Annotated in this window: 9 protein-coding genes; 7 read left to right on the top strand and 2 right to left on the bottom strand. The window is 71.0% G+C overall.

Annotation, left to right across the window (positions count from 1 at the left end; all coding sequences use genetic code 11):
• Positions 1-11: 11 nt before the first annotated feature.
• On the bottom strand, positions 12-848 hold the full coding sequence (locus ACSMXV_RS07310) for an LmeA family phospholipid-binding protein (protein WP_473176901.1): 837 nt from the start codon (positions 846-848) through the stop codon (positions 12-14).
• 811 nt (positions 849-1,659) lie between these two features.
• Between ACSMXV_RS07310 and ACSMXV_RS07305 the strand changes: the two genes are divergently transcribed.
• Positions 1,660-3,279 (top strand): MFS transporter, encoded by a 1,620-nt coding sequence (locus ACSMXV_RS07305; RefSeq protein WP_473176900.1) that lies wholly within the window; start codon positions 1,660-1,662, stop codon positions 3,277-3,279.
• Between the two features lie 18 nt (positions 3,280-3,297).
• Here the strand turns inward: ACSMXV_RS07305 and ACSMXV_RS07300 are convergent, their stop codons facing one another.
• Entirely contained in the window at positions 3,298-3,933 is a 636-nt protein-coding gene (locus ACSMXV_RS07300; RefSeq protein ID WP_473176899.1) for a TetR/AcrR family transcriptional regulator, read from the bottom strand.
• A 135-nt stretch (positions 3,934-4,068) separates the two neighbouring features.
• On the opposite strand from ACSMXV_RS07300, the gene ACSMXV_RS07295 reads away from it, so the two are divergent.
• The 6 genes from ACSMXV_RS07295 to ACSMXV_RS07270 all read left to right on the top strand — a co-directional run bounded on the left by ACSMXV_RS07295 (position 4,069) and on the right by ACSMXV_RS07270 (position 12,670).
• On the top strand, positions 4,069-5,250 hold the full coding sequence (locus ACSMXV_RS07295; protein WP_473176898.1) for a VOC family protein: 1,182 nt from the start codon (positions 4,069-4,071) through the stop codon (positions 5,248-5,250).
• 30 nt (positions 5,251-5,280) lie between these two features.
• Positions 5,281-6,219, top strand: a complete 939-nt coding sequence (locus tag ACSMXV_RS07290; RefSeq protein WP_473176897.1) for a fumarylacetoacetate hydrolase family protein — start codon at positions 5,281-5,283, stop codon at positions 6,217-6,219.
• Between the two features lie 19 nt (positions 6,220-6,238).
• Positions 6,239-7,864, top strand: a complete 1,626-nt coding sequence (mhpA, locus tag ACSMXV_RS07285) for a bifunctional 3-(3-hydroxy-phenyl)propionate/3-hydroxycinnamic acid hydroxylase MhpA (protein WP_473176896.1) — start codon at positions 6,239-6,241, stop codon at positions 7,862-7,864.
• The gene (locus tag ACSMXV_RS07280; protein WP_473176895.1) at positions 7,861-9,897 is read left to right on the top strand and encodes an acetoacetate--CoA ligase; all 2,037 of its coding nucleotides are present in this window, start codon (positions 7,861-7,863) and stop codon (positions 9,895-9,897) included. Before mhpA ends, ACSMXV_RS07280 begins: the two co-directional genes overlap by 4 nt.
• Positions 9,894-10,241 (top strand): DoxX family protein, encoded by a 348-nt coding sequence (locus ACSMXV_RS07275; RefSeq protein ID WP_473176894.1) that lies wholly within the window; start codon positions 9,894-9,896, stop codon positions 10,239-10,241. Before ACSMXV_RS07280 ends, ACSMXV_RS07275 begins: the two co-directional genes overlap by 4 nt.
• Positions 10,242-10,480: 239 nt before the next feature.
• A complete protein-coding gene (locus ACSMXV_RS07270; protein WP_473176893.1) occupies positions 10,481-12,670 on the top strand; it encodes an ATP-binding SpoIIE family protein phosphatase in 2,190 nt (729 codons plus the stop codon).
• Positions 12,671-12,706: the final 36 nt, after the last annotated feature.

Here is a 12,706-nt window from a genome sequence, read left to right as displayed (position 1 = left end):
CGCGATGGTTCTTACGCGTTCCGATACGACGAGTCGTCCTGCGTCGACCGGTTCTGAGACGCGCCGTCCGGGCGGAAGGTCACCGACTCGCCCGAGAAACGGGCGCTGAGTCCGTTCGCCGTGGTGGTGACCGAGCGCAGGTGCAGGCCCTCGGGGATGTTCTGCAACTGGATCGGCTTCTCGAAGACCTTGTCGAGCACCGCTTGCCCAGCGGCAGGCAGTGCACCGCCCGTGACCTGGAAGTTCCCGAACTTGATGCGGTTGCCCGAGGTCGCCGAGACGGTCGTCGTCACGGTGACCTCGTCGCCGAACGGCAGCAGGATGCTCGCTCTGATCTGGCCGGGGCGGGAGCCTTGTGACACCTCCAGGCCGAGGGCGTTGGACACGTCCGTGTACGACAGATAGGCGGTCGCCTCCGCCGAGCGGGCCCATGCCTCGGAGTCGTCATCGGACTTCCGTAGTCCGTCCAGCTCGAGGGCGAGTTCGGTGACCGGCAGCGGGCGGGTGGACCCGTAGGCGGGTATGTCGTGCGCGGTGATGTCCACGTGCCGCAGGGTGCCGGAGGCCAACTGCGTAAGAACGGGAAAACCGCGGACGTGGACCTCGGGCGGCAGGGGAGTGTTCATGCCTTCCTGGAACGCCTTGGCCGTACGCGCCTCCACACGCGCTGCCGCGACGCGGTCGACCGCGACGGGGACGAAGATCAGCGTGAGCAGGGCGGCGGTGGCGATGACGCCCGGTCGTCGGCGCTTCCGGGGCTCGTACGGCTCGTACGGTTCGTGCCACTCGTACCGCTCGTCTGACTGGTACATGACGTCATCGCCGTACCCGTACTGGGGCTGGTGCATTAGTTCTCCTTCAGCGGGGTGATGGTGCCTGCCCGGTGCCGTGCAGACGGTGAACCTTGGAGGCCGCGACGTCCCTGTTGACTCCCGCGGCGATCAGGGCCGCAGTGGCGACGCCCGTGCCTTCGTCGGCCCAGATCCCGGAGTTGACGCTGTCCAGGAGCGCCAGCAGGTGCGCTTCGAGGGCTCTGCTGAGCGGGGCCGGACGGCACGCTCGTGTGGAAGACGCCCTGCCGCTGGCCGCGGGTCAGGATCCCGGCGACCGTGTCGCCGGCCGGGGCGAGAAGTTCGCTCACCCGGTCGGGCCCTGGGTCCTGGCGGGCGAGTCCGATGAGTGTGCGGTAGCGGTCGCCGACCGGCCACAGGGTGAGGACGAAGCGTGCCAGGGCGGTCGCGGCGGCCGGGGTTGGAGTGCGGTTGACGGCGACCGCGGGGCGTACCGCTTCCGCAGCGTCCGCGGCGAGTCCCTCGACGAGCGCGGCCCGGCCGGCGATGGGGGTCCCCCTGTTCGAGCGCAGCCGAGAGCGTGGGGGAGGACGTGACGGTGCGACGCGCCACGTCGGCGGCCTCGGCGATGTCGGCGAGGCCGCTGTCGGGGTTTTGCGGCCCAGTTCCCGACGGGCCGCCTCAAGGATGCGGGTGCGCGTGATGGGCGCCGTACGGCGTTGTGGTCCGTGTGGCGCTGGTTGGCGGGTCACATCGATACCTCGGTGCCTTGGGGAGCGTGAACGGCCACCGCGATATTTGCACATTGATGGGCAAGAAACTAGCCTGCACATCGATGGGCAATTAACTCGTCCTCTAGGAGCCTTCTATGCCCCTCCTCGCGAACACACCTGTCGAGAAGATGACCGGGCCGTACTCACGGCGCTGGTGGGCCCTGCTGGTGCTGTGTCTGAGCCTGCTGATCGTGGTCATGGCGAACACGTCGCTGATCGTGGCCGCGCCGGACATGACGACGGATCTGGGCCTGAGCAGCAGCGACCTGCAGTGGGTCATCGACGGCTACACCGTTCCGTACGCCGCGCTGATGCTCGTGCTGGGTTCGATCGGCGACAAGTACAGCCGCCGCGGTGCGCTGATCGTGGGCTTGGTGGTCTTCGCGGGCGGGTCGGTGATGGGCAGTCTGGTCGACGAGACCGAGCTGGTCATCACGGCTCGCGCGATCATGGGCGTCGGCGCCGCCGTCGTCATGCCGGCCACGCTGTCACTGCTGGTCGCGATCTTCCCGAGGGCCGAGCGCGCCCGGGCCATCACGGCCTGGACCGCCACCTCCGGTCTCGCCATCGCCGCCGGCCCTCTGGTCGCCGGATGGCTGCTGGAGGACCACGCCTGGGGCTCGACCTTCCTGATCAACGTCCCTATCGCGGTCGTTGCCGTCGTCGGCGCGCTGGCCCTCGTGCCGCCGTCGAAGGCAGAGGGCATGGGCCGCATCGACTACGTGGGTGGTCTGCTCTCGATCGTCTCCGTCGGCTCCTTGGTCTACGCGACCATCGAGGGCCCGCACTTCGGCTGGGGTACCGGCCCGATCGCCGCCGCAGCCGTCGCGGGCGTGGGCCTGCTGTCCTTCGTGGCCTGGGAGTTGCGGCACCCGCACCCCATGCTGGACGTGCGCAAGTTCGCGCTGCGGCCCTTCAGTGGCTCCATGCTCGCGGTGCTGTTCTTCTTCTTCGGCACCTTCGGGGCGATCTACTACTCCACGCAGTTCCTGCAGTTCGTCCTCGGCTACGGCCCGCTGGAGACCGGCGTACGACTGCTGCCGCTGGCCGGTGCCGTCTTCGTCGGCGCCGCGGTGACCGGGCGCCTGACCCCGAAGCTGGGCATGAAGGCGATGGTGGTGGCGGGCATGGTGATCGGCACCGTCGGAGTCTTCCTGCTCACGCAGGTCGACAAGGGCTCGACGTACACGGATTTCCTGACGCCGATGATGCTGCTCGGCTTCGCGATCGGTCTGAGCGTGTCCCCGGCCACGGACACCATCATGGATTCCTTCCCCGAGTCGGAGCTGGGCGTCGGTGGCGGTGCCAACGACACCGCGCTGGAACTCGGCGGCTCCCTCGGTATCGCGGTGCTGGGCTCGCTGCTCGGGACGGCCTATCGGGACGAGTTGACCGATCTGGTCGGCAACCGGCTGGCCGCCGCGGCTATCGAGACGGCCAAGGACTCGGTGGGCGGCGGTCTGGCGGTCGCCGAGCGGATCGCCCAGGACCCGTCCGGCGGACCGCAGCAGGCTCAGGCCGTGGTGGACGCCGTCCACGAAGCCTTCGCTCACGGTGTCGCCCAGACCAGCCTCGTCGGCGGGATCATCATGGCCGCCGGCGCGTTGATCGTCCTCGCTGTCCTGCCCGGCTGCCGGGATGCCGGAAAGCACCGGCAAGAGGAGTCGGCGGCAGCCGCGGAAGTTCGGGACGAGGAGTACAGCGACTCCGTCTAGGAACCCCGCCTGGCGTCGTCAGCCGAGAACGGGCAGCGGGCGCCGGGCGACCTCGCGGGCGTCGTCCGGCGGGACACCCAGCATGCGCAGGGCCATCTCGGCCAGGTTCGCCGCAGCCTCGTCACCGTCCAGGTCGGGGCGAGCGAACCTCAGCTCCACCAGGGACAGCAGCGTTCCGCCCAGTGCGGACAGGGCGACGGTCGGCTCGACGGGGGAGAAGCGGCCGGAGGCGACGCCGACCTCCAAGTCGCGCAGGGCGCGGGGCGCGAGTCCCTGGTCGGAGTGGAGGTAGCCGAGTCCGCGGCGGCGCAGGACCTGCATGAGCTCGGGGTGGGACTCGGCCATCCGGGCGCTGAGCCGGAAGCCCGCCGCCACGAGTTCCGCCGGGTCGTCGATCCCGTGCAGGTGCTCGTCGAAGGTCCGGCCGAACTCCTCCAGTGCGTCCACCACCGCCGCGTCGAACAGCTCCGTCTTCGACTCGAAGTGGTTGTAGAAGGAGCCGAAGCCGACGTCCGCGCGCTCCGCGATGGCCTGGATGCTCGCGCTGGTGTCGCCGGTCTTGGCGAGGATCTGCCGGGCCGCGCGGACGAGCGCCTGACGGGTCTCGGCACGGCGCCGTTCGAACCGGTTGCTGGGTGGGGCTGACGTAGGCATACGCAGAGTCTAGCGGCGGCGACGATGAGGGTGGCAGTTCTGATGGATCCTTCACTTTCTGCGGCCCACCTCTTGACGACGAGACTGTCAAACTTGATGATCTCCTCATTACGGCAATGTTGCTCGGAGGGCACCATGTCTGAAACCCGCCTGACCCCGGCCGACGCCAAAGACGCCCACGGCGCCCACGGCGTCCACGACGTCAACACGGCCCACCAGGACCTCCACAGCGAGGAGGGCGCCCTACGCGGCGAGCACCCGGGACGGTCACGGAACCCCGTGATCAAGGTGGCCGACCTGGCCTGGCTGGAGTTCGAGAAGCCCGACCTGGGCCGGGCCGAGGTCTTCGCCCGCGACTTCGGGTTCGCCGTCGCCGCCCGCACAGAGCGCGAGCTGTGGCTGCGCGGCACCTTCGCCGGCTCACCCTGCATGGTGATCCGCAAGGGGCGTACGTCCCGCTTCATCGGCCCGGCGTTCCGCGCGGCCGAGCGTGCGGACCTGGGCCGGCTGGCCCGCGCCACCGGCTCCGCCGTACGGGACGCGGACGTCCCCGGCGGCGGCAAGGTGGTCGACCTGCTCGATCCCTCGGGCTTCCCGGTCCGTGTCGTGCACTGCGCCGAGGAACTGCCCGAGCTGCCCGGACAGCGGCCGCTACTCCTCAACTTCGGCACCGAGCACCGGCGTACGAACGCAACGCAGCGCCCGCCGCGCGAGCCGTCCCGTATCCAGCGCCTGGGGCATGTGGTGCTGGAGACGCGGGTGTTCGCCCGTGCCCTGGACTGGTACCTGGACACGCTCGGCATGATCGTCAGCGACTTCCTGTTCCTGGACGGGCAGCGCGGGCGCGGCCCGACCATGGCGTTCATCCGCTGCGACCAGGGCAGCCTGGCCGTCGACCACCACACCCTTGCGATGCACCTGGGCCCCGGCACCGGCTACGTCCACTCCGCCTACCAGATCACCGACCTCGACGCGATCGCCGCCGGCGGCGAGTACCTGGCCGAGCGCGGCTACCAGCGCAGCTGGGGCATCGGCCGGCACATCCAGGGCAGCCAGCTCTTCGACTACTGGCGCGACCCCGACCACTTCATGCTGGAGCACTTCGCCGACGGCGACCTGTTCTCCTGCGACGTCGAGCCCGGGTGGGCTCCCATGTCGACGAGCGGACTCGCCCAGTGGGGCCCACCGGCCACCCGCGACTTCCTCGGCGCCAGTCCTTCCCCCACAAGGCTCCGCGAGGTCCTCACGGCCCTGCGAGGCGACAACGAACTCGACCCCGCCCGCCTGCTGGGCCTGCTCAAGGCCGCGAACTCCTGACCCCCTCAACCCCCTGATGAAGGTAGTCACATGAGCACCAACGTTCTGCGCACCGCCGACGGCTGGTGGGTCGTCCGCGACGACCGCGCCGTCCGCATCGAGACCAAGGCCGTCACCACCGCCGACCTGCTCGCCGACCGCGCCGCCGTACGCGAGGCCGTGGCCTCCGGCGACGCCGGGACGCCCGTCGCCGACCTGGTGGCACTCTCCCCCGTCACCACCCCCTGCCGTGTGGTCGCCCAGATGGTCAACTACCGCAGCCACGCCCGCGATTCGGGCTTCACCGGTGACATCCCGCCCACCTTCTTCCGCAAGGCCTCCGGCTCGGTCAGCGGACCGCACGAGGCCATCGTCCGGCCCGCGCACGTGAAGTTCCTGGACTACGAGGTCGAACTCGGCCTCGTCATGGGAGCACCGCTGCCGGTGGGCACCGTGGTCGCGGAGAAGGACCTGCCGTCGTACGTCGCCGGGCTCGTGATCACCAACGACGTCAGCGCCCGTGACGTGCAGCTGACCAAGACCCAGTTCTACGAGAGCAAGTCGTACCCGACCTTCACGCCGACGGGTCCGTACCTGACTCTGCTGGAGCCGGAGGACTTCGCCCATCTCCTCGACCTTCGGCTGAAGCTGTCCGTCAACGGCGAGCTGCGTCAGGACCGCACCCTGGCCGACATGATCGTCCGCCCGGCGCAGGCGCTGACGCTGCTGGCCCGGTTCCAGACCCTGGACCCCGGCGACCTGCTGCTGACCGGCACCCCCGGCGGCACGGCCCTGAAGGCCCCGCCGAAGCCGGTCGAGAAGATCGGCGCGCTGCTGCCGCCCGCCATGAAGTGGAAGGCGTTCTTCAAGAGCCAGGCCAGGAACCCGCACTACCTGCGCGAGGGCGACGCGGTGGCCGCGACCATCGCCACCGCGGACGGGCGGATCGACCTCGGCGAGCAGCGCACGCCCGTCGCGGACGCGAAGTAGAACCCGAGGTGAGCCGCACATGACCGCCGACCAGGCCGGACCGCGGGACGCCGCGCCCAGACCGGCACATGTACCCGTCGTGATCGTCGGAGCCGGACCCGTGGGCGTCACGGCCGCGCTCCTGCTCGCCCGGCGCGGCGTCCGGACCGTCGTCCTGGAACGCCACCGGGACGTCTACCCCCTGCCGCGTGCTGTCGCCACGGACGACGAGGTGCGCAGGATTCTCCAAGCCGCCGGTATCCATGAGGAGTTCGCGGCCGTCGCCCGTCCCGCCAAGGGGCTTCGGCTGCTGGACGCCCGGCACCGCCGGATCGCCGAGTTCCGGCGGTCCCCGCACGGCTACCACGGCTTCCCGCAGACCAGCATGTTCGACCAGCCCGACTTGGAGCGGCTGTTGCGCGCAGCTCTGGCCCGGCGCCCGGAGTGCGAGCTGCGGGGCGGGGTCGAGGTGACCGCCGTGGAGGAGGACGCCGACGGGCCGGTCCGCGTGACGTTCCGCGATGACGACGGTGAGCATTGTCTGCGGGCGGAGGCGGTCCTCGGCTGCGACGGCGCGGGCAGCCTCACCCGCGACGCCATCGGCGCCGTATGGGAGGATCTTCGCTTCGAGGAGCACTGGACCGTCATCGACGTACGCACCAGCGCCCCGGTTCGCTGCTGGGAGGGCGTCGACCAGGTCTGCGACCCGCACCGGCCGGCGACCTTCATGCGGATCGGCGAGGACCGCTACCGCTGGGAGTTCCGGCTGCGGGACGGCGAGAGTCTCGACGGCCCGGACGGGCGAGATCTCCTGCGTGAACTGATCGCCCCCTGGGCGGACATCTCCTACGGCGACGACTTCCACGTGATCCGGCAGGCGCAGTACACCTTCCGGGCCCGCATCGCCGACCGGTGGCGCCAGGGCCGCGTCTTCCTGCTCGGCGACGCCGCCCACCTCACCCCGCCCTTCGTCGGACAGGGACTGTGCGCCGGGATGCGCGACGCCTACAACCTCACCTGGAAACTCGCCCGGGTCCTCCAACAGGGCGCCGAAGAGCGCCTGTTGGACACCTACGAGAGTGAACGCAAACCACACGCCCGCCATGTGATCCGCCTCGCGGTCGCGACGGGCTGGGCCATGACCGGCGGCCAGGACGGCGCGGCCGCGCTGCGCCGGATCGCCGTGAGCGCGGTCTGCCGTATCCCCGGCGTGACGACGGCGGGCGTCCGCAACCTCAGCCGAGCCCTGACCCCGGGCCCGCTGACCCGCCGCAGCCGCCTCGGAGGCACCTACTGCCCGCAGCCCTGGGTGACCGCCGACGGCAGACGCACCCGTCTCGACGACCTACTCGGCGACTCCTTCGCCGTCCTGACCGCCGTACCGCCCTCGCCCTCTCTGCGAGCCGTCGCGGATGGGCTCGGCGCGCCGATCGTCCACGTGCAGGAGATCGGCGACGACGGCACCCTCGCCGCCTGGCTGCGCGGCGGCCGGGCGGACGCGGTCCTGCTGCGCCCCGACCGCGTCGTCCTGGACGTCGCCCCGACCGGCGGCAGCGACTTCACGGACACCGCCGCCTGGGCACCCCTGCTGTGCACCACCCGCCGTCCCGTCGTCCCCAGCGACCAGCCTGCCCCCGCATCCGCGTTGAGGAGCACCACGCGATGACCACGCCGTACGCAGAACCCTTCTGGACCCCCGACCGGGATTCCGCCGCGGCGAGCCGCATCGCGGACTTCGGCCGCTGGCTCGCCCCGCACCGGGGCGTCGAAGCCGGCTACGACCACTCCGACTACGCAGCCCTGCACCGCTGGTCCGTCACCGACCTCGAAGGGTTCTGGGGCGCGGTCTGGGAGTACTTCGACATCGAGGCGTACACACCCCATGAGCGGGTCCTGGCCGAGGAGAGGATGCCCGACGCCCGCTGGTTCCCCGGCGCCACCCTCAACTACACCCACCACGCGCTGCGCAACCTCGCGTCCGACGACCCGGCGATCATCGCCCTGGACGAGACGGGCTCCGGCTACGAAGTGACCGGGGACCGGCTGCGCGCACAGGTGGCCTCCGTCGCCGCCACCTTGCGCGACCTGGGCGTGGGCATGGGCGACCGGGTCGTCGGCTACCTGCCCAACACCCCGCACGCCATCGTCGCCTTCCTCGCCGCCGCCAGCCTCGGCGCGGTCTGGTCGGTGTGCGGCCAGGACTACGCCCCCAAGGCCGCAGCCGACCGCTTCGCCCAGCTCGAACCCACCGTCCTGATCGCAGCCGACGGCTACCTCTTCAACGGCACCACGCACGACCGCCGCGAGGCCGTCCTCGATCTGGCCCGCGCCCTGCCCACCTTGAAGGCCACGGTGCTCGTGGACCACGTGGGCCTGCCCTGGCCCGACGCCACCTACTCGTCACTCACCATCCCCTGGGAGGACGCGTCCACCCGCAGCGAGCAACTCACCTGCACACCCGTGCCGTTCGACCACCCCCTCTGGGTCGTCTTCTCCTCCGGCACCACCGGCCTGCCCAAGGGCATCGTCCACGGCCACGGCGGCGTCCTGCTCGAACACCTCAAGACCCTCGGCCTCCAGTCCGACCTCGGCCCCGGCGACCGTCTCCTCTGGTACACCACCACTCACTGGATGATGTGGAACCTTGTGGTCTCCACCCTGCTGACGGGCGCCACGACCTGCACGTATGACGGCAGCCCGGCGCCTTTCGCCCAGCCGGACATCCTCTGGGAGCTGGCCGCCCGGCACCGCGTCACTCTCTTCGGCACCAGCCCTCAATACCTCCTGGGCATGGCCAAGTTCGGCATCGACCCGTCCGTGCACGACCTGTCCGCGATCCGGGTCATCGGCTGCACCGGCTCCACCCTGCCGGCCTCCGCCTACCCCTGGGTACGCGACCACGTCGGCGACCGCGTCCTGCTCGCCTCCATCAGCGGCGGCACGGACGTCGTGTCCGGTTTCGCGGGTGGAGCGCCGACGACCCCGGTCTGGGCGGGGGAGCTGTCCGCGCCCCACCTGGGCGTGGCCCTGGCCGCGTACGACGCCGAGGGACACCCGGTCGTCGACCAGGTCGGCGAGCTGGTCGTCACCCGGCCCATGCCGTCCATGCCGCTGTACTTCTGGAACGACCCCGACGGCACCCGCTACCACGACGCCTACTTCTCGGAGTATCCCGGTGCGTGGCGCCACGGCGACTGGATCACGCTCACCTCCCATGGCTCGGTGATCGTCCACGGCCGCTCCGACTCCACCCTCAACCGCAACGGCGTACGGCTCGGCAGCGCCGACATCCACGACGTCGTCGAACGGCTCCCGGAGATCACCGAGGCGCTGGTCATCGGCGCGGAGGAACCGGACGGCGGCTACTGGATGCCCCTGTTTGTCGTCCTCGCAGCCGGGGTGACCCTGGACGACGCCCTCCGCGACAAGATCCGCGACGCCATCCGCACTGGCGCCTCACCCCGTCACGTCCCCGACGAGATCATCGAAGTCCCCGCCATCCCGCACACCCGCACCGGCAAGAAACTGGAAGTCCCCGTCAAACGCCTCCTCCAGGGCGCCCCCGCCGAGCAGGTCGTCAACGCCGCCGCCGTGGACGCCCCCGAGCTCATCGACCACTACGCCCGCCTGGGCGCCGACCGCCGCGAGCGGAGGAACACCGTGCCCGGCCGCTCCTCGGGGGACGGCGGAGAAGCATGAGAACGGCGCAGATCGCTCTCGCAGTCGCGCTGGCCTTGATCTTCCTTCCGCTGGGCCTGGCGAAGATGGCCGCGGTTCCGGTCATGCGGCAGGCGGCAGCCCATCTCGGCAAGTCGACGGGCCTTTACCGCATCGTCGGCGCCCTGGAGGTGGCCGGAGCCGTCGGGCTGCTGGTGGGACTGGCTTCCGCCCCGCTCGGCGCAGCCGCCGCGATCGGGCTGGCGTTGCTGATGGCCGGAGCGGCAGTGGTTCACCTGCGCCACGGCGACCCGCCGGTGCGGGCCCTGCCGGCCGTCGTGCTGGCCCTGGTGGCTGCGGCGGCAGGTGTGGCGGCGGCCGGTTGACTCCAGGGTGCCCGGACCGGCCGGTTCTGAGAACCGGCCGGGCCACGGCCGCGACGGCGACCGGCCACGCCACCTGCAGGGACCGAAACAGGACGTCCCAGGCCGTCCCGTGATGTGGGCTCTACGGCCGCCGACCCCATCCAGCGTGCCCCGTCTCCCACGGCCTTCCGGCGGGGCGGCCGGGCTGCAAGCGCCAGAGCGGCGATGCGTGCGCGCCTGGACGGCGTAACGTCTTGATTGTGGACTTCGCTGTCGACAGTCTCGTGTCCCGTGCCGCGCGTGAGCTCAGCCCGAGAGCGGACCAGCTGATCGACGAGGTGCAGCGGTGCTTGCGGCGTGAAGTTCCCGAACTATGGGAAGACCCGGACATCGCCGACATGACGTCGGCGAACGTCGCCGAGCACGTTGTCGCCGCGTTGTTCGGCCTTGAGCACGGTATCGAGCCGAGCCAGATCGAGCCGCCGGTCGCCGACGTGGAGCGCGCGCGTCGGTTGGCTCGGCGCGGGACGCCCATCAGCACAATGCTGCGGGCATTCCGGCTCGGGCAGGGCATCGTCTTCGACAGGTTGCTTGAGCTGATGCCCCGGCTCACGAGCGATGCCGAGCTGGTCAGCGCGGCGGCGCGCAAGCTGAGCGCGATGGGGACCGAGTACGTGGACCGCACGTCGGAGCGGGGTGTCGCGGCGTTCCAGGAGGAGCGGGAGCGCCGACTGCAGCGGCGTCTGTCGGTGGTGAACGAGGCGAGCAAGCGCATCGGGACCACCCTGGACATCGACCGCACCACCCAGGAGCTGGCGGACGTCGCCACCGAGCACTTCGCCGACCAGGTCACTGTCGACCTGCTCGACTCCGCGCTCCGCGGACAGGACACTCCGGTGGCAGCCACTCCCGTGGCGGGCCCGCTCGGGCTGCGCCGGGTCGCCCAGCGGTCAGCGGCAGGGGGCTGCCCGGAATCGACGGTCGCGCCGCAACGGCTCCACACCTATCCGGACGGATCGCCGCCCGCTCGCGCCCTCGCCACCGGGCAGCCCTCCCGGCACCACCTCGACGCATCCCGCCTCCCGGACTGGTCGGCGGCGAAGCCGGATCGGGGCCTCGTCACCGATGCCCGTGGATTCCACTCGACGTTGGTGGTCCCGCTGCGCGCCCGTGGCACCACCTTGGGCGTGGTGCAGTTCTTCCGGCACCGCAGCCCCGACCACTTCGACGACGAGGATCTCCTCCTCGCCCAGGAGATCGCCGCCAGGGCAGCGGTGGCCGTCGACAACGCCCGCCGCTACACGCACGCGCGCGCCACCGCCCTCACCCTGCAGCGCAGCCTGCTCCCGCAGCATGCGCCGCGGCATTCCGCGGTGGAGGTCGCCTGCCGCTACCTGCCCGCCGGCGGCCAGGGCGGCGTCGGCGGCGACTGGTACGACGTCATCCCGCTGTCCGGAGCCCGCGTCGCCCTCGTGGTGGGCGACGTGGTCGGCCGCGGCATCCACGCCGCCGCCACCATGGGCAGGCTGCGGACCGCGGTACGCACCCTGGCCGACATCGACCTGCCGCCCGACGAACTCCTCACGCACCTGGACGACGTCGTCATCCGCCTGTCCGCCGAAGCCTCCACCGACCCCGACACCGAAGCCGCCGGGGACATCGGCGCCACCTGCCTGTACGCCGTCTACGACCCCGTGTCCCGCCGTTGCACCCTCGCCCGCGCAGGGCACGTACTGCCCGCCGTGGTGACCCGGAACGGGAACGTCGACATCCTCGACCTGCCCGCCGGCCCGCCGCTGGGCCTGGGCGGCCTGCCGTTCGAAGCGGCGGAGGTCGACCTGCCCGAAGGGAGCCTCATCGCCCTCTACACCGACGGCCTGATCGAAGCCCGCGACCACGACATCGAGACGGGCCTCACCCTGCTGCGCCACACGCTCGCCCAGCCCGCTCCCTCCCTGGAGGCCATCTGCGACACCGTGCTCGAAACCCTGCTTCCCGCTCGTCCACACGACGACGTCGCCCTGCTCCTGGCCCGCACCCGCGCTCTCGGGGTCCGTCAGGTCGCCGGCTGGGACCTGGACGCCGACCCCACCGCAGTCGCCCAGACCCGGTCGAGTGTCTCCAAGCAGTTGAGTATCTGGGGACTGGAGGAGTTGACCTTCACCACCGAACTAGTCGTCAGCGAACTCGTCACCAACGCCATCCGCTACGGTCGGCCCCCCATCCGGCTGCGCCTGATTCACGACCGCGCCCTCATGTGCGAGGTCTCCGACGCCAGCAGCACCTCCCCGCACCTGCGCCGGGCCCGTGTCTTCGACGAGGGCGGGCGCGGCCTGCTCCTGGTCGCCCAACTCGCCGAGCGCTGGGGAACGCGCCACGCCCGACACGGTAAGACGGTCTGGGCCGAGCTGAGCGAGTCTGCCGGGTCCATGACATGGGCCTCTGTGTAGGCGAGGTCCCGGTGTGGAGCAAGATGTTGACGCCGT

It is taken from the genome of Streptomyces sp. DSM 42067, from assembly GCF_055792885.1.
This window is presented reverse-complemented; position numbering and strand designations above follow the sequence as displayed.